19 protein-coding genes are annotated in these 21686 nt (G+C 30.4%); 17 read left to right on the top strand and 2 right to left on the bottom strand.

What is annotated here, in order from left to right; all coding sequences use genetic code 11:
• Positions 1 to 42: 42 nt before the first annotated feature.
• Genes ACQ3F0_RS20515 through ACQ3F0_RS20505 form a run of 3 tightly spaced genes read left to right on the top strand, consistent with a single transcriptional unit; the run spans position 43 to position 1986 of the window.
• Positions 43 to 687, top strand: a complete 645-nt coding sequence (locus ACQ3F0_RS20515) for a class II aldolase/adducin family protein (RefSeq protein WP_428867594.1) — start codon at positions 43 to 45, stop codon at positions 685 to 687.
• 32 nt (positions 688 to 719) lie between these two features.
• Positions 720 to 1766 (top strand): zinc-dependent alcohol dehydrogenase, encoded by a 1047-nt coding sequence (locus ACQ3F0_RS20510; protein ID WP_428867593.1) that lies wholly within the window; start codon positions 720 to 722, stop codon positions 1764 to 1766.
• Between the two features lie 55 nt (positions 1767 to 1821).
• A complete protein-coding gene (locus tag ACQ3F0_RS20505) occupies positions 1822 to 1986 on the top strand; it encodes a hypothetical protein (protein WP_428867592.1) in 165 nt (54 codons plus the stop codon).
• A 119-nt stretch (positions 1987 to 2105) separates the two neighbouring features.
• Here the strand turns inward: ACQ3F0_RS20505 and ACQ3F0_RS20500 are convergent, their stop codons facing one another.
• Both ACQ3F0_RS20500 and ACQ3F0_RS20495 read right to left on the bottom strand, forming a co-directional pair.
• Entirely contained in the window at positions 2106 to 3296 is a 1191-nt protein-coding gene (locus ACQ3F0_RS20500; protein ID WP_428867591.1) for a vWA domain-containing protein, read from the bottom strand.
• Positions 3297 to 3335: 39 nt separating this feature from the next.
• Entirely contained in the window at positions 3336 to 4184 is an 849-nt protein-coding gene (locus tag ACQ3F0_RS20495; protein ID WP_428867590.1) for an AAA family ATPase, read from the bottom strand.
• Positions 4185 to 4673: 489 nt separating this feature from the next.
• Between ACQ3F0_RS20495 and ACQ3F0_RS20490 the strand changes: the two genes are divergently transcribed.
• The 14 genes from ACQ3F0_RS20490 to ACQ3F0_RS20425 all read left to right on the top strand — a co-directional run bounded on the left by ACQ3F0_RS20490 (position 4674) and on the right by ACQ3F0_RS20425 (position 21579).
• Positions 4674 to 5315: a redox-sensing transcriptional repressor Rex gene (locus tag ACQ3F0_RS20490; protein ID WP_428867589.1), complete on the top strand. Its 642-nt coding sequence runs from the start codon at positions 4674 to 4676 to the stop codon at positions 5313 to 5315.
• Positions 5316 to 5445: 130 nt separating this feature from the next.
• Entirely contained in the window at positions 5446 to 6066 is a 621-nt protein-coding gene (locus ACQ3F0_RS20485; protein WP_428867588.1) for a TetR/AcrR family transcriptional regulator, read from the top strand.
• A gap of 157 nt (positions 6067 to 6223) precedes the next feature.
• On the top strand, positions 6224 to 8800 hold the full coding sequence (locus ACQ3F0_RS20480; protein ID WP_428867587.1) for a PEP/pyruvate-binding domain-containing protein: 2577 nt from the start codon (positions 6224 to 6226) through the stop codon (positions 8798 to 8800).
• 201 nt (positions 8801 to 9001) lie between these two features.
• Positions 9002 to 9841 (top strand): 5'-methylthioadenosine/adenosylhomocysteine nucleosidase, encoded by an 840-nt coding sequence (locus ACQ3F0_RS20475; protein WP_428867586.1) that lies wholly within the window; start codon positions 9002 to 9004, stop codon positions 9839 to 9841.
• A gap of 229 nt (positions 9842 to 10070) precedes the next feature.
• A complete protein-coding gene (locus ACQ3F0_RS20470; protein WP_428867585.1) occupies positions 10071 to 10757 on the top strand; it encodes an ABC transporter ATP-binding protein in 687 nt (228 codons plus the stop codon).
• A gap of 12 nt (positions 10758 to 10769) precedes the next feature.
• Positions 10770 to 13256 carry an ABC transporter permease gene (locus ACQ3F0_RS20465; protein ID WP_428867584.1) on the top strand — a complete coding sequence of 829 codons (2487 nt, stop codon included), beginning with the start codon at positions 10770 to 10772 and terminating at the stop codon, positions 13254 to 13256.
• Positions 13257 to 13338: 82 nt separating this feature from the next.
• On the top strand, positions 13339 to 14034 hold the full coding sequence (locus ACQ3F0_RS20460) for a response regulator transcription factor (protein WP_428867583.1): 696 nt from the start codon (positions 13339 to 13341) through the stop codon (positions 14032 to 14034).
• 6 nt (positions 14035 to 14040) lie between these two features.
• The gene (locus ACQ3F0_RS20455) at positions 14041 to 15282 is read left to right on the top strand and encodes a HAMP domain-containing sensor histidine kinase (protein WP_428867582.1); all 1242 of its coding nucleotides are present in this window, start codon (positions 14041 to 14043) and stop codon (positions 15280 to 15282) included.
• Positions 15283 to 15592: 310 nt separating this feature from the next.
• Positions 15593 to 16288: an N-acetylmannosamine-6-phosphate 2-epimerase gene (locus ACQ3F0_RS20450; protein WP_428867581.1), complete on the top strand. Its 696-nt coding sequence runs from the start codon at positions 15593 to 15595 to the stop codon at positions 16286 to 16288.
• 60 nt (positions 16289 to 16348) lie between these two features.
• Entirely contained in the window at positions 16349 to 17218 is an 870-nt protein-coding gene (locus tag ACQ3F0_RS20445; RefSeq protein WP_428867580.1) for a MurR/RpiR family transcriptional regulator, read from the top strand.
• Positions 17219 to 17328: 110 nt separating this feature from the next.
• A complete protein-coding gene (locus ACQ3F0_RS20440; protein ID WP_428867579.1) occupies positions 17329 to 18657 on the top strand; it encodes an ABC transporter substrate-binding protein in 1329 nt (442 codons plus the stop codon).
• A gap of 95 nt (positions 18658 to 18752) precedes the next feature.
• Positions 18753 to 19658 (top strand): carbohydrate ABC transporter permease, encoded by a 906-nt coding sequence (locus ACQ3F0_RS20435; RefSeq protein WP_428867578.1) that lies wholly within the window; start codon positions 18753 to 18755, stop codon positions 19656 to 19658.
• Complete coding sequence (locus ACQ3F0_RS20430) at positions 19658 to 20527, top strand: carbohydrate ABC transporter permease (RefSeq protein ID WP_428867577.1); 870 nt, start codon at positions 19658 to 19660, stop codon at positions 20525 to 20527. Before ACQ3F0_RS20435 ends, ACQ3F0_RS20430 begins: the two co-directional genes overlap by 1 nt.
• Before the next feature lie 29 nt (positions 20528 to 20556).
• Entirely contained in the window at positions 20557 to 21579 is a 1023-nt protein-coding gene (locus tag ACQ3F0_RS20425) for a uroporphyrinogen decarboxylase family protein (protein ID WP_428867576.1), read from the top strand.
• Positions 21580 to 21686: the final 107 nt, after the last annotated feature.

Below are 21686 nucleotides of genomic sequence, written 5' to 3'. Positions count from 1 at the left end.
AGATAAGAAAAGTATTATAAAATGCTAAGGGGTGTATTATTTATGATGTTAGAAGAACAAAGAAAAAAGGTTATTGAAATTGCATTAGCAGTACAAAAAGAAAAGTTAGTACCATTGACTTTTGGTAATTTTAGTTTAAAAAATGAGGAAACAGGCTACGTGTGTATTACTCCAAGTGGTATGCTTTATGAAACTTTAAAGCCTGAGGATATAGTGGTTTTAGATGTTAATTGCAATAAAATTGATGGAGAAAGAAAGCCTTCTATAGAAGCACCTCTTCATTGTGCAGCATATAGAAAAAGAAGTGATATAGGCGGTATTGTTCACACACATTCTACTTATTGTACTGCTTGGGCATGTGCAGGTATAGAAATGCCATGTGTAACTGCCGAAGCAGCAGCATTAGTAGGTGGGAAAATTAAATGTGCACCATTTAAACCGATGGGAACTGTTGATTTAGCAGAGGTTACTACAGATTGGTTAGGTGAAGATAGCGTTGTTTTAATGGAAAAACATGGAGCTTTTGCTGTTGGGCAGAATATAGACCAAGCGTTTGTTAATGCTGTTATTGTGGAAGAATCTGCAAAAGTAACTTATGTAGCATCTCAAATTGCAGACCTAAAACCTATAGATGAAGAAATGTGTAAATTTTTACAAAAGGATACTGCTGAAAACTATGGTCAATAATTTATATCTAACAAATATAAAGGGTGATAAAGATGGAAGGCAAAATGAACGCTATGATGTTTTATGCACCAGGAGATGTAAGATTTGAAGAAGTAGATATTCCTAATATTAATGATGGAGAAATACTTGTAAAAGTAAAAGCTGCATTAACTTGTGGGACAGATTTAAAGACTTATAAAAGAGGACATCCCACAATTATAAGAAGTGTACCCTCTACTTTTGGACATGAGTTTTCAGGACAAGTAGTAGAAATAGGAGATAGTGTGACAAAGTTTAAAGTAGGAGATAGGGTTGTTGGAGGAAATTCTGTACCTTGTTTTGATTGCTACTTTTGTAAGAGGAATATGTATAGTCTATGTGAAAATCTAGAATATTTAAATGGAGCATATTCTGAATATGTTGCGGTACCGAAACAATTGGTTAAGTATAATTTTTATAAAATTCCAGATACTTTAGGTTATAAAGAGGCAGCGTTAGTAGAACCATTGGCTTGTGCTCTCCATGGAATTGATAGGACACCAATCAAGGTTGGAGAAACAGTAGTTGTAATAGGGGTAGGGCCTATAGGACTTATGTTTGTAAAATTAGCAACATTAAAAGGAGCAAAAGTAATAGCAGTAGATTTATCAGAATATAGACTAAAGGAATCTAAAAAGTATGGAGCTGTTTATACTGTTAATGCAAATGAAGATAATCATGTAGAGAAAGTAAGAAAGTTAACAGAAGAACTTAAAGGTGCCGATGTTGTAATAGAAGCTACTGGATTTCCAAAAGTTTGGGAAAATGCTGTAAACATGGTAAGACCAAGAGGATTAGTTCTAACTTTTGGAGGAACTAAGAAAGGGACTACTTTCACAATGGATTGTCAAAAATTCCACTATGAAGAAATAGAAATAAAGGCAGTTTATCATCATACTCCGTACCACATTAAAATGGCAGTAGATCTTTTAGCTTCAAAACAAGTAGATGGAAGTTTATTTATCACTGATGAGTATCCGTTGTCTAAAGCTATAGATGCATTGGTGCGTATTGGAAGACAAGAGGGAATTAAATACGCAATACTTCCAGAAATAGACTAAAAAATTAGCTATTGTAAACTGGTTACTAGTTTCTATAAGAAATGGAGTGATATATATGATATATGAAATGATGAGAGCTATGGCAGGACGATATTTAAACGCTGCAGTGGATTGTTATACAGCACATCAAACAGTCTTAAATGTTATAGTTGTAATATTAGGATTTCTATGGATATATTATAGTAAATATCATGGAAAGACAGAAAAGAAAAGGAACTAAGATTAAGGATGAAAAACTCTGTAGTAGAATAATAGTAGCAACATGAAAACGAGCCAGTTGTGGCTCGTTTTGGTGTTTCCATACGTAGATTTACTCACTTATAGATATAAGTAATAATGTTATCTAGACACTTTTAATTTTTTTATACCTTCATCTAGACCATTTAAAGTCAAATCAAACATAGGAAATACATTTTTTACTTGTTTGATTGTATATGCGCCCATTGAATATGTCCAATAGTCTTTTCTTATTGGATTCAGCCAAATACTATTTGAATACTTCTCTCGTAGTTTATTAAGCCATTCAATTCCTGCAATTTCATTATCTAATCCCCAGTAGATATTGCCTCCTGGGTATAAAAGTTCCTCGGGAGCCATACTAGCATCACCAACTATAATTACGCGGTAATCGCTATCTAAATTCTTCATAACCCATTCGGTAGCTATACTATTATTATAAGAACAAGTATGGTCTAGATACAGATTTTCGTAAATACAATTGTGAAAATAATATACTTTAAAATCCTTAAAATGATTAGATTTATGTGCAGCTTGAAATAGTTTATTACAAAGATTGCTATAGGACCACATAGATCCTCCAGAATCCATCAGTAATAGTACTTTCATAGTGTTAGTCCTAGGACGATCCCATACTAATTTTAAATTTCCTGCATTGTTACAGGTTTCTTGAATAGTTCCCTCAATATCTAATTCTGTTTTCGCTCCTTCAACTTTGCTAGAAAACTGTTTTAGTTTTCTAAAAGCCATCTGAAATTGACGTATATCAAGTGTAGTATCTTGGCGAAAATCTTTGAAATGACGTTCTCCAGCTACCTTTACTGCTGAACGATATCCTGATTGTCCACCAATACGAATTCCTCCAGGATGATAACCAGAGTGTCCAAAGGGAGAGGTCCCACCGGTGCCTACCCATTTGCTACCGCCGTTGTGTTCGCCTTTCTGTTCTTTAAGGCGTTTTTCTAAAAGTTCCTTTAACTCATCTAAAGTATGTTTTTTAAACTCTTTATTTTTATCAATAGGCCTCTTTGGCAATTCTTTATCAAGCCACTTCCATACTTGATCTGGAAGATCTTTAGGTGTTTCTATTCCTTGAAAATATGTTGCAAAAGCTAAGTCAAATTTGTCATAATCTACTTCGCTTTTAACAAGGATAGCTCTACACAATTGGTAGAAGTCATTAAGACTAGCACTATAAAGGCCTTTATCAAGTGCTTCTATAAGATTCATCCACTCATTTAATGATACATTCAAACCGCTATCTCTTAGGTGATAAAAAAAAGTTGTGAACATGTCTTACTCTCCTTTCGAAAAATCTATAGACATATCACTTCAATATCTACGATTACGTTTTTTTAATGCACCATTTAATAACATGTCTATATCTTGGTTTTTCTTAAGTAAAACACCTAAGAAAGGAATTTCTGTAGTTAAATGCTTAGGATCTATACCACCAACAATTAATGCTTGTAACCAATCTAGTAACTCTGATGTGCTTGGTTTTTTATGTAGTTCATCTAGACTACGAATCCAATAAAATGTCTCCATAGCATTTTTTATAATTTTCTTATCTATATCTGGATAATGTACACGTACTATTGATTCCATGCTTTCTACATCTGGGAAGTCAATATAATGGAAGATACAACGACGTAAGAACGCATCTGGAAGTTCTTTTTCTGCATTACTTGTAATTATAACGATAGGGCGTTGTTTTGCTACAATAGTTTCTTTAGTTTCGGGTATATAAAAACTCATTCGATCAAGTTCCCATAATAAATCATTGGGGAATTCTATATCTGCCTTATCAATCTCATCAATTAATAGTACAACTTGCTCATCAGAATTAAATGCCTCTCCAACTTTTCCGAGTTTAATATATTTTTTTATATCGTCAACATTGTTTCCGCCAAATTGGCTGTCATATAGACGTTGTACTGTATCGTAAACATACATACCTTCCTGAGCCTTTGTTGTTGATTTTATATTCCAAACAATAAGTTTTTTATTCATAGAATTAGCGATAGCTTCAGCTAACATAGTTTTGCCTGTTCCTGGTTCCCCTTTTATCAAAAGTGGTTTTCCTAAAGCGATAGAAATATTAACTGCATATTGTAAATTTTCAGATACAATATAGCTATCATTTCCGTCAAATTTGTCGATTTTTTGTGATGCTAACATAATTAGTAATCCTCCCTAGAGTTTTTCTATTATTTATTTTATTACTTAAAAGTTTTGAAGTAATATTCTTTTATTAATGAAAAATAGTTTAACATAAAACTATATATATTTCAATTTATTTCCTAAATAAGTTAGAACAAATTTCTCTTTGAGCTATTCTTTCGGTGAATTTAACTAAAAAATTTAAAAAATGTTCTGACTATTTGCAGTGTACATGTTATAATTATTTTTAATCAAAAAACATAATCAAAGACTTATTACTATGAATAGTTTATATGGTTAAACCACAAAAAGTAAGTTGAACTAAAATCAACCACAATATCTACCGCAGATTAGTGCGTTTTGACGCTATATATTGCAGATTAAAGATTTCTGACAATTCATATTGTGGTTGAAGTTCAACTAAATTACTTTTGTGGAATAACCTTTATATAGAATAAAACTAGATAAGTGAATTTATGTTAAATTATTTAAAAAGGAGTGCGCTAGGTGGAAAAGAAGAAAAAAATTTCGATGACAGTTATAAGAAGATTACCTAAATATCATAGATATCTTGAAATGCTTTTAAAAAATAGTGTAGATAGAATTTCTTCAAAAGAACTAAGTTTGAAAATTGGATTTACTGCATCACAAATAAGACAAGACCTAAATTGCTTTGGTGATTTCGGTCAGCAAGGATATGGGTATAACGTAGCTGATTTATATAAAGAGGTCAGCTCTATTTTAGGAATAAATATTGGGTATAGAACTATAATAGTGGGAGCTGGTAACATTGGACAGGCTACTGCAAATTATTCTCGATTTAAAAAGAAAGGTTTTAAAATAGAGGCTATATTTGATGTAAATCCAAAGCTTATAGGATTGAAAATAAGCGATGTTGAAGTATTAGATATTGATAAACTTGAAGAATTTTTGAAAGAAAATAAAATTGATATAGGGGTTATCTGTGTTCCCTATCAAATGGCTCAAAATGTATGTGATATGCTAGTTCAGAACGGCGTTAAAGGGATATGGAATTTTGCACCAATAGATCTGAAAGCTAATTATGAAAGTATTATTGAAAATGTACATTTAAGTGAAAGTTTATTAACTCTTACTTACTTAATGCAGCAGAATAAAAAGTACTCTTAAAAAAGTGGGAATAATAAAAAAATAATAGATATGATATTTCTATTAAAAAAAATTGACAACTTCTGTCTGTGGTGATAAGATGAACCTAGACAGAAGTTGTCAATTTTGTTTTTATAAGGAGTTAAGTATTATGGATAATAGATTTGAACACATTGATATGAAGAATGAGAAAGTATATAAGATAGTAAACAGTGCATTTGAAGTATTTAGTAAAAATGATTTAGAAAAAGCTTCAACAAATATGGTGGTTAAACAAGCAGGTATATCTAGAGGGTTGCTATATCACTATTTTAAAGATAAGCAAGAACTATTCGATTTTCTTTTGTATTTTTCTATTAAAGAATCAATAACTGGGTTAGATGAGAAAATAAATTGGGAGGATAGCGATTTCATAAATCGTCTACGTCAAGTGATTATAATAAAATTAGAACATATACAACGATATCCTTATATGATGGAGTTCTATGATAAATACGCGAATAAACTAACTAAATCCTTCATAAATCAGCACGTTGAGACTATTTCACCTGGAATTAGAGAAAGAGTATACTCATACAACATAGATTTTAGTCAGGTTAAAGAAAGTATTGATTTTGACAAAATGGTGAATGTTATAAAACTTACATTAAAAGGAATAATAGAAGAATATTTGGAGATGATAAGAGCGCGTAATGAGAAATTTGAAGCAGATGTTATAATTGATAAATGTGATGAGTATTTTACATTTTTTAGAGAACAATTTTTTATATAAGCAATGTAAACACTGAAATGAGGTGATAAGTTGCAAAGTAAGAAATTGTATAAATATTTGTTGCAATTATAATTATGATTGTATCCTTGAGATTTTTAGTATCTTTTAAAATAGAGCAAAAATTGAATGAAATGTAAGTTAAAAAGGAGGGAAATTAATGAATAAGAAGATTTATTATTTTACTACGAAAGATAGTCCAATGTTAACAGAAGTAGGAGGCAAGGCTAAAGCACTTATTGAAACTACAAAGGCAGGTTTTCCAGTTCCTTCAGGATTTGCTTTATCAGTTGAATTTTTTAATCCATGGCTCGGAGAAATTAAAAATTCAAGTGAATGGTCAGAATTACTTTCAAATGTAACAAGAGAACAATGTGATGTAATAAAATCAAAAGCAACACAGTTAAAGTTTAGCGAAGCACAAAAGGTAGCCATACAAGAAGCTTTAAATGAATTTGAGAAAGGTACAATTTTTGCAGTACGTTCATCTTCTCCAGAAGAGGATTTGGAAGGAACAAGCTTTGCAGGTATGTATGAAACACTTCTTGGTATAACAATACAGAATATTGAAAAGTCTATAGCCTCTGCGTTTTCTTCATGTTTTGATTTTAGAGTTATGGAATATAAAAAGCAAAATAAAATAAATTTGGAAAATACATGTATAGCTGTTATCGTGCAAAAACAAATTGCTTCAGATGTAAGTGGTGTAGGTTTTTCACTTAATCCTAATAACAATTGCTATGATGAAGTGATGATAAATGCTTCTTATGGACTTGGAGAAAGTATAGTCTCAGGAATAGTAACACCTGATACTTATGTTGTAGATAGTGTGAAAAATGAAATTATTGAAAAGAAAATAGGGGATAAACAAACTGCACTTTGGCTTAAAGATGATGGCGGCATTATTCAAAAAGATAATGATAATTCTAACCATCAGGCACTCACTGATAAGCAGATTTTTCAGCTGTCGGAACTTATTAAAGAATGTGAAAAACATTACGGAATGCCAATGGATACGGAATGGGCTTTTGAAAAAAATAGATTATATCTATTACAATCAAGACCTATTACAACATATATTCCTTTGTTTCCAGAGCTTGTAACAAATCCTGGAGAAAAGAAAAATATTTATATTGACGTAATGGGACTTACACAAGGATTTACTAAAAGTATGTCTGTTCTTGGTATGGATCTATGGGCAAGAATGTTAGAAGACTTAAAAGGTGGTATTACCCCAACATCTATAGATGGAGCTATGCCGGCTATTCACGGAAGACAATATACCAATGTTTCTAATATGTTAGTTGGCTGGGGTTCTTTTGCAACTAAAAAGTTTGTGGAAAGCTATGATGAAAATGTGAAAAAAATATTTGCTGATATAGATTTAGACAAAGAATATAAACCTGATAAAATGCCAGAATCAATGAAAAAAACAAAATTAAATATGTTTAAGATGGTTTTTAAAATGTTACCATCAACAATAAAAGCAAAATTTTCGGATTATAAAGAAGTTGTTAATGAATATAATATAACAGCAAGTAATATAATGGAGCATCGAAAAACATTAAATTCAGAAAAGAAATTTAGTGAATTAGTTGATTTTTCAATGAAAGACCTTAAAACTATTATGAATACCATTGGAATCATGATGGCTGGTATGGCATCATATGCTTCTATTAAAAAAATGTTTAAAGGCAAGGATGTAGAGAAACTAGTAACTGCGCTGGGAATGGATTTAGATGGAAATCCAACCAGTGAAATGGGGCATTTATTGTTTAAACTTGTTTCTTATGATGAATTTCAATTGACTAAATCATTAGATGAGTTTGTGCTAAAGGTAGAACAAAAATCATATTCAAAAGAATTCATGAAGGATTATGTTGAGTATATAGACAAGTTTGGAGCAAGAGGTTTTATGGAGATAGATATTGCTTCAAAGAGAGTATATGAAGACATTACATTGCTATATGAGAAGTTAATTAATATTAATATTGAAGATAGTCAAATAACAAATGTTAAAGCGAAAAGAGAAGAAGCGTATAAAAAATTACTCTCTGTAGCTAAAGAAGGTGGGTTTGATAAAAAATTCAAAAAACAAGCAGAAATTTATCAGGCAACTTTTGGGTACAGAGAACATCCTAAATATATGATTGTAATGATATTTGCAAAACTTCACGATATAGCACTTGAACTGGGAGAGAAATTTGTGCAGGAGGGTAGACTTGAAAACAAATGGCATATATTTGATCTTCATATGAATGAAATAACTAAAGTTCAAAATGGTGAAGATATTGATCTTAAGGCTATTAGAGATAAAAACCTTGCACCTTATAAAAAAGTAGCACATATTAAGGATTGGCCACTTGTTATTGATAGCAGAGGGAAGATATTTAAGCCCAAAATTAATGCTAAAGATGGTGATATAGTTGGTTCTGCAATAGCTCCTGGCATTGCAAGAGGGAGGGCTAAGGTGCTCAGAACTCCATATGAAAAACAGTTAAATCCTGGTGAAATATTAGTAACAAAAGCCACAGAACCATCATGGACACCTATTTTTATAAATGCTGCAGGAGTTATTATGGAAGTAGGAGGACCACTTCAACATGGAGGTATAATTGCTAGAGAATATGGTATTCCTTGTGTAAGCGGAATGCTTGGAATTATGGATATTGTAAAAGACGGAGATATGCTTGAAGTTGATGGATCAAATGGAATTGTAAGAATAATTGAAGAATAGAAACTTATAAGGATTATTATATAAAAGGAACATTATAGACAGCAGATTCTGCTGTTTTTCTTTTTCGAAAATATATTTTTTAAATAAAATAGGCAATTGGCTTGATTATATATCCATTATGTGGTTTAATTAGCTTGCGAATAATTTTAGGAATAACAAGAATAATGTTCGTTAATTATCAAATTTAGGGGGAGAAAAGAAATGAGCAGAAAAATTAATAAGTTAATAACAGTAATTGTAGCATGTATTATAATTTTTACAGGATGTGGGACAACTAATGCAAGTACAAAAGAAAAAAATGAAACTAAAGAAACTATAACCTCAGAGACAAAAGTTATAGGAATAATTGGGGCTATGGAAGAGGAAGTAGAGATATTGAAAAATAAAATGGATATAGAAGAAGAAGTAAAGATAGCAGGAATGACTTTCTACCAAGGTACTGTACATGATCAAAATATTGTGTTAGCGCGTTCAGGTGTTGGGAAAGTTAATGCAGCTATGTGTGCTCAAATAATGGCTAGTTCATTTAATATTGACTATTTAATTAATTCCGGTGTTGCTGGTGGAATGTTCGGAGAATTAAAGCAAGGGGATATTGTTATTTCTACAGATGCGGTACAACATGATTTTGATGTAACAGCATTAGGGGAGCCATTAGGTGAAATATCAAGATTGGGAATTACATACTTTAAGGCAGATGAAAGTTTAATTAATTTAGCTGAAAAAGCAGCTGTAGGTATAAATTTAGAGGGTGTAAATGTTTTTAAAGGTCGTATTGCAAGTGGAGATCAATTTATAGCTGGCGGAGATTTAGAAGAAAGAATTAGAACTAATTTTGAGCCTTATGCAGTTGAGATGGAGGGTGCAGCTATTGCACATGTTGCTTATTTAAATGAAGTACCATATGTAATCATTCGTGCTATTTCAGATAATGCTGATGGTGAAGCAGAGTTGTCTTATCCGGAATTTTTACCTATCGCAGCAAAGAATGCTAGTTTATTGTTAGATAAAATTATAGAAATTGCAAGCAGTGAATTATAAAATACATAACTAAAATTATATATTAAGTAAAGTAATAAACATTATTATTTATTTCTAAATAATAATGTTTATTTTTATTTAAAAAAGAATAAACTGTAGTTTTTTTATATTACAAAATTGTAAGACAAAAAATTATCCTGTAAGCTACAAGACATAGAGTATAAAACAAAGAAAAAGTATAATGGTTTCATAGCTAAAATAAAGCCAAATAAAAGTGAGGAGAAAAAATATGGAGATTTTAAAAGTTGAGAATCTAAGTAAAACTTATGGGAAAGATGAAAATAAAGTGGAAGCTTTAAAAAATATAGATTTATCTATTAATAAAGGAGAATTTGTAGCAATTGTTGGTGCTTCTGGTTCTGGGAAAAGTACACTTCTTCATTTATTAGGAGGATTAGATAGACCTACAGGTGGAAATGTTGTTATTGAAGGGGAAAATATTTATGATTATAAAGAAGCAAAGCTTGCTATATTTAGAAGAAGAAAAATCGGGTTTATATTTCAGTTTTATAATTTAATACCTGTATTAGATGTGGAAGAAAATATTTCTTTGCCAGCATTATTAGATAACGATAAAGTAGATGAAAAATATTTAGCTGAAATAATAGAGATATTAGGACTTAAAGATAGGAAAAAGCATCTTCCTTCAGAATTATCAGGAGGACAACAGCAAAGAGTGTCAATAGGAAGAGCGATTCTCAATAAACCATCTATAATTCTTGCAGATGAGCCTACTGGAAACCTTGATAGTAAAAATTCTAAAGAAGTAATTGATTTATTAAAATACACTGCAAAAAGATATAATCAAACACTTATACTAATCACCCATGATATCAATATTGCGACTATGGCTGATAGAGTAATTACAATTGAGGATGGGAAAATTCTTTCAGATAAGAATATGAAGAATAATTAGGTGGTGAAAAAAATGTTAGATAACTATAAACAACTTTCATGGAAGTATTTGAAATTAAATAAAAAAAGAAGTTTATTAACTATAATAGGGATAATTTTATCCGTTGCACTAGTCTCATCTATAGGACTTTTTCTAAAAGCTTTAATTAATGCAGAAATTGAAGAGGTAAAGAACCATGTTGGTTCATACCATTTACTTTTTACAAAATTTGATGATGAACTTAAGGATAAAATAGCTTTTAATTCTAAGGTATCTAGAAGTGGAGTATATAGAGAAGATGGAGAGAAAGAAATAAAAGAGAATCTGTTTATAAACAAAATATCAGGAACAAAAGGAGCATTTGAACTATTACCATGCAAACTAATCGAAGGCCAGTTTCCGGAAGATGAAAAAAATATTGCTTTAGAAAAATGGATGGTTAAAGAATTATTTGAAGATGCATCTGTTGGGGATAAGATTTTAGTTGAGAATAAAGAATATGTACTATCAGGTATACTAGAAAACAATATTAAAACTCAGGAGATAAATAAAGGAATAGCACTATATCATTATAAGTTTCAAGATGGGGAAAAACCTTATTTACTTCTTGAAATAAGTAAGAAAACCAATCTAAAAAAAGCACTCCAAGAATTAAAGAACTTAGGAGGAAAAGATGATGTTATTGAAAATAGGCAGCTTCTTACTATTCAAGGAGTGGGAGATAATACAGAAGGAGTAACAGGACTATATTTTGTAACAGGAATTATTATTGCCATAGTAGTATTAGCCACAATCGCTGTAATATTTAATTCATTTCAAATTAGTATTGTGGAAAGAATTAAGCAATTCGGAATGCTTAGAGCTGTTGGAACAACACCAAGACAAATAAGAAATATAGTTATAAGAGAAGCTACATTCTTTGCAATTATAGGTGTTCCTGTAGGATTACTTTGTGGAATTATAGCGATTTATGGAATTGATTTTACTTTTAAATTAATTGGTGCAGATTCGGTAATACAAATGAAACCATCAATATCATTAAATATTATGCTTATAAGTGCTGCTATTGGTTTGGTTTCAGTATATATATCTGCTTTCGTACCATCATTTATGGCTGGAAGGATATCGCCTCTTGTTGCCATAAGTAGCAGAAATTCTATAACTAAAGAAAAGATTAAAAAGAGAAAAAATGCAATTGTTATGAAAGTATTTGGCTTTGAAGGACAATTAGCTTATAAAAATATTAAAAGAAGTAGGAGAAGATATAGAACTACAGTGTTTTCAATATTTATAAGTGTTTTATTATTTATCACTTTTAAATCATTTATGGATATGAGTTTAAATATTTCAAGCAATTTAAATGAGTCTCATAATATTCATTTTTCTGTTATTAGTTCATCAAATGATAGACTGGGAGACTCCAAAGATTATGATAATATTGTACGGGAAATAAATAAATTGCCATTGGTTGAAAATACGTATAAAGCATTTGATATATCTAGAGTTTCAGTACTTATAGATAAGAATATGGAAAATGAAGCAGTTAGAAATATGGAAAATATTTATGAAGAAAATATGGTAGATAAAAAAGGAAAAGTAAATTTGGAAGGAGCTATTGAGATTTATGACGAAAAATCTATGGAACTTGCAAAGAAGTATATAGATTCTGGCGAAATTGACATAGATAAATTAAATGAAGAAAACGGAGTAATTATAATAAAGAAAAATACCATTTATAATGAAAAAACTCATAAGCCATATATAGGACCAATTGCTAATATAAAGGTTGGAGACGAGATAGAAGTTAAAATACAAAATGAAGTTGAAGAAGAAGAAAGTAATCATCCATCAAAGGTTAAAGTTTTGGCTATTTTAGAAAGTGAACCGTTTAATTTTAGAGGAGCAAATAATGTGCTAAAGATGATTACTACAGAGGAAATGGCCAAAAAACTAAATAGAGTAGAAAAAATGACTCCTTATAGTTTAAATATTCAAATAGATAATACTAAAAATGAAGAAATCACATTAGAAAATTTAGAGAAAATATTAGACGTAGATGAAGATTTTAGAGTTATAAACAATATTGATCAGAATAAAAGAAGTAAATCTGTAATATTGATGGTTAAAATACTATTATATGGATTTGTGATAATTGTTTCCTTGATAAGTAGTATCAATATAATTAATACTTTGACTACAAATATTATACTTAGAAAAAGGGAGTTTGCAACAATAAAATCTATAGGAATGACACAAAAAGGATTGAGAAAAATTATAATTCTTGAAGGATTATTATATGGAATAATTGGAACTATCTATGGAGCTATTTTTGGAACGGGATTATCTTATCTAATGTTTATAGGCTTAGGCGGAATTCGAGAGTTTTCATGGGGAGTGCCTTGGCAGGCAATTTTAATAGCTGGTGTTGCAGCTTTAGTAATTGGATATCTTTCAGTTCTTGCTCCTTTATCAAGAATAAAGAAAGCAAACTTAATTGAAACAATAAGGGAAGATTATTAGTTTAGTTAATGGTATAATTTATATATCAATGCATAATTTTCATAATTGTGCATTGATATATTGTTAGAAAGAAGTGAAATAAATGAGTAAAATCCTGTTGGTTGAAGATGATGAATCTTTAGCACTTGGTATAGAATTTACTTTAAAGGATGAAGGTTATTCAATTCATGTAGCTAAAAATTTGAAAGAGAGTAGAAAACTTTTTTCTACTGAGAATTTTGATTTGATTCTTTTAGATGTAAATTTACCTGATGGTAGTGGTTATGAGTTTTGCAAAGAAATAAGAAATGAGAGCGAAATTCCTATCATTTTTCTGACTGCGCTTGATGATGAGGTAAATATTGTTCTAGGTTTAGAAATTGGTGGAGATGACTATATTACTAAGCCCTTTAGAGTTAGAGAACTTTTATCTAGAATTAAAGTAGCGATTAGAAGAAATAATAAGAATAAATCTATGGGTAGTAAATTAATTAGTGGAGATATTTGTGTAGATATAGATATAGCATTAGTCAAAAAGTTAGGCGAAAAAGTTGTTTTGACTGCTCAAGAGTATAAGCTTTTATTAGTGTTTATGAACAAACCTAACCTGCTTATGAAAAGAGATGAATTACTAGGGGAACTAATTCAAAGTGAAGATATTTTTTTCGATGAAAATACTATAGCAGTTTATATAAAAAGAATAAGAGAAAAAATTGAAGATAATATAAAACAGCCTGAGTATATTGTTAATAAAAGAGGATTTGGGTATAAGTGGGCTAAAGAGGTTATTAAGGAGTAGAGTGAAATGAATAAGAATTTTAATAATCCAGAGCTAAAAAAAAGTTCAATCATTCTTTTATTCTCTACAATTTTATTTTTTTCAGCTACTATTTTTGTATTAAATTTATATCATAAAAATTTAAAGGAAGATTATATAAAAAGTTTAGGAGTTATAGCTAATAGAGTTATTGAAAAAGATCCTGAATTAGAAAAAGAGATTATACCTCTTATTACAAAAGAAATTAATGAAGATGACGTTGTGAAGGGTAAAGAATTGTTGAAACAGTATGGGATAGATAGTGATTTAGAGAATAAACTATTTCCTTATGTAAATAGGACTATTGAAAGAAATATCTATTTCCTAACTATAATTTTTATATTTTTGTTTGTATTTTTATTTATAATGAATTATTTACAACATCTATTTTTTTATAATAGAGTAAGGGCGGTAACTTTAGGAGCAAGAAAAGTTATAAAGGGAGACTATTCAATAACAATTGATGAGAACAAAGAGGGGGATATCTCTAAATTAGCAAGTTCATTTAATTCTATGAAGGATATAATCCGAAGTAATATTGATAATCTGAAATCTGAAAAGAATTTTTTGGTGAATTTATTATCAGATATTTCTCATCAATTAAAAACTCCACTTTCTTCTATGATAGTTTATAATGATATACTTTTAAATAAAGAATTATCTGACGAACAAAGAAAAAGCTTCTTGAGAAATAATGAAATTCAGCTATATAGAATGGATTCATTGATAAAAAGTTTATTAAAACTTGCAAAATTAGATGCTAAGGCAATTGAGCTTAATAAATCTAATTTAAGTTTAAACGATACTATTCAAGAATCTATAGATGCTTTAGTAGGCAAGGCAAATGATAAAAATATTGATATTGAATTCATAGAAAATAAAGAAATATATATGTGTCATGATAAATTGTGGTTAGAAGAAGCTTTGATAAATGTTTTAAAAAATTCAATTGAACATACTGATCAAAGTGGTAAAGCCACAATAGAAATGATACAAAATCCTCTTTATACTAGAATTATTATAGAGGATACTGGAGAAGGTATAAAAGAAGAAGATTTACCAAACATATTCAAAAGATTTTATAAATCCAAAACATCTAAAAAGAATGATTCTGTTGGAATAGGATTAGCTTTAGCTAAATCTATAGTAGAAGCTCACGGTGGCATTATAGAGGTCCAAAGTAAGATTAATGTAGGAACAAAATTTTTTATAACCTTTATGGAGTTATGAATTATATAGAAAAAATAGTGTGCTAAAATTTGAGCACACTATTTTTTTGTGTTTATATAAATTTTTGAATTGTCTAAGTGGAGGTGGTATAAAGAATTTTAGCTTAATAAAAAATTACTAGAAATTATTATATTTAGTGGATTATTTCATTATGTTGAAAAATAAAAAAAGAATATTCCATTTAACTGGACATATAAATATTAATATAACATGGTTAAATAATAATGTGGGATGGATCTATTATTGTGAATTAATTACAAAAATAAATATGTTGTATGAGATGACTAGTTGAATTGAGTAAGGAGGAAATATGAGAGATTTAAATAATATACTTGGAAAAATCAAAGGTGGATTAATAGTTTCTTGCCAAGCATTAGAAGATGAGCCATTATATAGTTCAGATATAATGGTTAGAATGGCTAAAGCAGCTAAAATAGGGGGAGCGATGGGTATAAGAGCAAATACTGTAGCAGATTGTAAAGCTATAAAGGAAAATATAGATTTACCTTTAATAGCAATTTTAAAGAGGGTATATAAGAATAATGACGTATACATTACACCAACAATAAGAGAATTTAAAGAAATTCAAGAAGTAGGATCAGACATCATTGCTATTGATGCTACATCAAGGAAAAGACCTGATGGAAAAACACTTGAAGAGTTTATTAAAGAAATTAGAGAATCATACAAAGGTTTATTAATGGCTGACATATCAAACTATGAAGAAGGGATACAAGCTGAGAGATTAGGAGTTGATATAGTAAGTACTACTTTAAGTGGATATACAGATTATACTTTAGGGTGTGAAAAACCAAATTTACAGTTAGTTGAAAAACTAAGCAAAGATCTTAGTATACCAGTTATTGCAGAAGGCAATATTCAAACACCTGAACAAGCAATTAAATGCTTTAAAAGAGGCGCTACATCAATAGTAGTAGGTGCAGCTATTACAAGACCACGTCTTATAACTCGTAAATTTGTTGATTCTATTCAAAATATAAAGTGAAAATGTGAAACAACTTAAGAAAACAAATATGGAATTATAAATAAGATAAAGAGGTGATGAATGATAGTTGATGTTGGAGCTAATGTGATACCTTTGATAAAAAGTGTTTATAGTTCATTAACAAAGGCTGAAAAAAAAGTAGCTAATGTAGTTTTAAATGAAACTGAAAGTATATTATATGCCTCTATATCAGATTTTGCTGAAATGGCTGGTGTAGGTGATACTACGGTTTTAAGGTTTTGTCGTAAGATTAATTTTAAAGGATATCAAGGATTTAAAATGGCAATAGCACAAGAATTAGCAATTGCTAATACAAAAGGCATTAAACAACTAAACGATGAAATTTATGAAGATGATTCGCTTGATGATATTATTCATAAAACTCTTATTATTCAAGATAAAGCACTTAACGATACAGTTAAGTTACTTAATATAGAAAATGTGGAAAAGTCAATTTCTGCAATTGCAAAAGCCAGAAAAAATTATTTTTATGGATTAGGGTCATCAGGGATTATTGCGTTGGCAGCAAAAAATAAGTTTCTTAGAATTGGGATAAATGCTTATGCAGATATTGATTCACATATTCAGGCTATGACGGCATCTTTACTTAGTGAAGATGATGTTGCAGTAGGTATTTCATTTTCAGGAAGTTCAATTGATACTGTGAAAAATTTGGAAATAGCTAAAAATGCTGGAGCTAAAATAATCTGCATCACTCATCATGCTAATTCACCTATAACAAGGTATTCTGATATTGTGCTGCTTACTGGAGCAAAAGAAGCACCACTTCAAGGTGGGGATGTTTCAGCACAAATAGCTCAATTATTTGTAATTAGTATTTTGTATAATGGGGTATTTTTAAAGTTAAAAAATCAGTCAATCAAAAATAAAGAAAAGACATGCGAAGCTGTTTTAGATAAACTTTACTAATATACAATTTAATAAATGAAATAGAAAGGAGTGGTCTTAAATTGTATTAATTTAAGGAAATGCATAGTTTGAGAAAGAGTCAAGAAATTTAATATTGGAGGGGGATATTAATGAAACATGGTAAATTATTATCAATAATTCTTGTAGTAACACTTATGATAAGTCTTTTAGCTGGATGCGGTAAATCTAATGAGGTTAGTGAATCGAAGAATTCTGAATCAACAAGTACATCTGAATCTAAAGATAAACCTTTTGAAGGAGAAACTTTAACTGTTTTGTATATGTCTAGTGTATACACTGAAGCAGCTAAGAAAATGGTGCCAGAATTTGAAGAAAAAACTGGAGCTAAAGTTGAAGTAGTAGATTTCCCTTATGTGACACTTCATGAAAAATCATTATTAGATTTAACTAGTAGTACTGGCTCCTATGACGTAATGAGTGTAGCTTGTCAATGGGACGGAGAATTTGCACCTTATATGGAAAATTTAGATAAATTTATTAAAGCAGATAATTATGATACGACAGATTTTATACCAAATGTTTTTGAAAATGCGGGAAAGTGGCAGGGTGATATTATTGGTATTCCACATGCTAATACACCAATGGTTATTGCATATCGTACGGATTTAATAGATAAAATGCCGGATACTTGGGATGGGTACTTAGAATTAGCAAAGGAATTCACAAAACCTGACGAAGGAATGTATGGTGTTTCTATACCAGGTGTGAAAGAACAATTTGCAGGATTATGGGATATTCGTTTATGGTCTATGGGCGGAGCTTGGGCTGATAAAGATTGGAATGTTACAGTTAATTCTCAAGAAGGTAAAAAAGCAATGGAGCATGTTAAAGAGTTAACTAAATATGCTGATCCGGCAGCATTATCATGGGGATTAGAAGAATCAATAAAGGCTTTCTTAGATGGGAAAGCAGCTGTTTGTGAAGCATGGCCAACATTAGGAATTACTCAGAATGGAGATAATCCTGAAAAATCAAAAATTGTTGGAAAATGGGCATTAGCATCTTATCCAAAAGATAAAACTGGAGAAACAATGCTAAGTGCTTGGGATTTAAGCATACCAAAAGCTTCTGAAAATAAGGAATTAGCGTGGGAATGGATAAAGATGTATTCAAGCAAAGAAAAAGGATCAGAATTCTATAAAGAATTTAATATTTTATCTCCTAGAGAAAGTTTTTGGAAAACTGATGCTATAGTTGGAACTCCAATTGAGGATGTAAGACCAGCTTTGGATACTGCATTAATTTGGTGGAGAGTACCTGCATCAACTGAAGCAGATACTGCAGTTGGAATGGCGGTATCATCGGTTATGTCTGGACAGAAAACCACTGAAGAGGCTTTAGAAGAACTAGAAGAAGGGCTAAAGGCAGCATTAGAAAATAACCCGATAGATGAAGGCATAAAGAATACAGGTAAATAGATTATTAGACGAATATATTTAAAGTGAGATTTTGTACAAGGAATATGTTGTGTCTTCCTTGTACAAAATTATAATGTCTCATATGGAGGATAGTTATGAAAGGAAATGTTAAAAATCTGGGAGATAAAATAACATCTTGGCTATTTTTAGTGCCTACATTGATATTCTTAGGGATTACTGCATTATTTCCGTTAGTATATTCTATTTATCTGAGTTTATTTAGACTTAAACTTAATTTACCTAATCAAAAACTAAAGTTTATAGGATTAGGTAACTATGTAAAGATGCTTGGAGATGAAGTGCTTAAACGATGTACTTTAAATACCATAGTATTTGCGATAGTATCTGTTGGTGCAGAAATGTTGTTAGGCTTAGCAATTGCAATGGTAATATCAAGTGATAAAAAATGGAGCAAATGGGTACTGTCATTATTAATGATTCCGATGATTATGGCACCTGTAGCTGCAGGAACGTTATGGAGGATGATGCTAGATTCATCCACAGGAGTAATTAATTATTTCCTTGTGTTAGTTGGATTTCCAAATATACCTTGGTTATCAAAACCATTTACAGCTATGGTATCAGTCATTGGTGTTAATGTATGGCAATTAACACCATGGGTAACTATTATATTAGCAGCAGCTTTAAAGGGAATACCGAGACAAACTATTGAAGCAGGTATGGTAGACGGTGCTTCAAGATGGCAGATATTCACCAAAATAATAATACCTTATTTAAAACCAGTAATTATTATTGCTTTAATGATTAGAATTATAGATGCTTTTAAAGTATTTGATACAGTTTATGTAATGACTGGAGGAGGTCCAGGAATAGCCACTGAAATGCTTCCAAACTTTATTTATCGTCAAGGATTAAAATATTTTGATGCAGGATATGCAGCAGCTTTAGCAATAATATTTATAATATTTATGTCTTTAGTCACTTATAGCTTTATTCAATTAAGAGTGAAGGAACAAAAAAAGACAAGGGGGAGTGTGTAGTGAAAAAGATAAATCAAGTTGATTATGTAAATGATGCTATTAGTAACTTTGCTGGTAGATATGTAAAAGTAATCTTAGTCTTTTTAAGTGTCTTTTTAGTGGCATTTCCCTTGTATTGGCTTATTACAAGTTCTGTAAAATTAGAACAAGAATATCTATCATATCCACCAATTCTTATTCCGTCTAAGATTACCATTCACAACTTTATAGATGTTTTCAACAATAATGGATTAGGTAAAGCACTATATAATTCTTTAGTAGTTTCTACGAGTACTACTCTCATTAGTGTTTTTATTGGCTCAATGGCGGCTTATTCTTTGGCAAGAGGAAAGTTAAGCAAAATTGCACGAACAATATTTGGAGTATGGTTTATGGTTCAAAAAATGTACCCTGCTATTGCTACTGCAATTCCTGTTTTTCTAGTTATAAGAAAATTGGGATTAATGGATACAAAGTCAGCTTTAATTATTATGAATACAAGTTTTAGTATACCTTTAGTAATTTGGTTGATGATGGGTTTTTTTCAGGATCTACCTATTGAATTGGAAGAATCGGCTATGCTTGATGGATGTAATATGTTTAATAGATTCTTTAGAATAGTTTTACCAATAACAAAACCAGGATTGATTGCGGCAGCAATTTTAACATTTGTGGCAACTTGGAACGAATTTCTTTTTGCAGTTATTCTAAGTATAAGAAAAGCAAAGACTTTACCAGTTGTTATTGCAGGGTTTATTACTGATAGAGGGTTGGCTTGGGGACCAATGGCTGCTACAACAGTTGTAACAATTATTCCAGTTGTTATTATAGTACGGGCCTTACAAAAAGATTTTGTAAAAGGTTTATCAATGGGAGCTATTAAAGGATAATTTATATCACTTTTGAAAGGTGGGATAAAATGAATTCATATCAACGAACAATGGGAGCTTTAAAAGGGGATAAGATAGATCGAGTTCCTGTTATTCCTTTAATTATACAGCATTCTTTGAAGATAAGTGGTATTCCTCATTCAATTTATTCTAGTAATGCACAAAAAATGGCTGAGTCTCAAATAGTTGCTGCAAAATTATATAACTATGATGGTATTCATCTTACTACAGATAATTCGATTTTAGCGGAAGCGTGGGGATGTGGGATACATTTACCTTACGATGAACCACCTCAAATAGTACAAAGAATTCTTGGTGATACTAAAGATTTGACAAAGTTATTAAAGGTAGACACAAGAAAATCTGCAAGGATTCCTGTAATTCTTAATGCCACTAAAATAGCAAGAGAAGAGTTGAAAGAAGCGTATTTTATTAAAACAAATATAGATTCGGGTCCTTTTTCTTTAGCATCTGCGGTTAGAGGAGAAGAAAAATTTTTTATGGATTTATATGATGATGAGCAGTTTGTTATGGATTTACTCCAAATATGTACTGATACACTTATTAAATATGGAAAAGCAGCGGCAGAAGCAGGGGCTCATGGATTGACATTTGGTGATTCAACAGCTGGTTTAATAGGTCGGGAATTATATAAAAAGTATGCATTTCCATTTGTAAAACATGCAATTACTGAATTGAAGAAAAACGGAATTCCTGTATTTTTGCATATTTGTGGCGATGCCAATCATATTTTAGATTTAATGGCTGATACAGGAGCGGATTCATTGGAAGTGGATACACAAGTATCTTTTGAACATGCAAAAAAAATTGTGGGAAATAGAGTATGTATTACAGGAAATGTTGCTCCGGTAGAGACATTGCTTCAAGGAACACCTGAAAAAGTATATCAAGAGAGTATTAAATGCATCAAAGATATTGGTCCAAAGGGAAGAATTATATTGAGTTCAGGTTGCGAAGTGCCTAGGGATACACCGGAAGAAAATATTCGAGCGATGCTACATGCTGCTGAAACTTATCAAAAGTATTGTTAAAATCTTAGATAGTCCATTATTTTTGTGATTTTAAGATATATTAGAAAAATTTAGGCAATATTATATCTTTGTTTGGATATATTATATATAATTTATTAAAGGATTCT

The organism is Clostridium sediminicola (assembly GCF_050402865.1).
GTDB lineage: Bacteria > Bacillota > Clostridia > Clostridiales > Clostridiaceae > Clostridium_AF > Clostridium_AF sediminicola.
Note: the sequence above shows the minus strand (reverse complement) of the source record. Positions and strands in the feature narration are given on the sequence as shown.